Consider the following 334-nt stretch of genomic DNA (forward strand, 5'->3'; position numbering starts at 1 on the left):
CGCCTGTTCTTTATGAAAGTTTATGCAAAAGATTTATTTGCCTACACTTCCAAATCTTCATAAGCCGTCTTTCGTTCTTCGGAAAGTTTGGTTTAATATTATTGGAAGTTCCTAAATATCTGCTCTTTAGGTTCTTTATACTTTCTACTCAGTACTTTTTACTATTCAAATATCCGCTCTTTAGGTTCTTTATACTTTCTACTTCTAGAAAGGAACAACCATTCATAAAAAATAGACTATCCCGAAACGCATGAGCAATCCCCAAGAGCCGGAAAGACGAAAAAACAGCAGCAGAAATTAAAAAATCTTACACAACCAAGCCTATAGCGCATGC

The sequence above is a fragment of the Pedobacter glucosidilyticus genome, from assembly GCF_002483235.1.
Classification (GTDB): domain Bacteria; phylum Bacteroidota; class Bacteroidia; order Sphingobacteriales; family Sphingobacteriaceae; genus Pseudopedobacter; species Pseudopedobacter glucosidilyticum_B.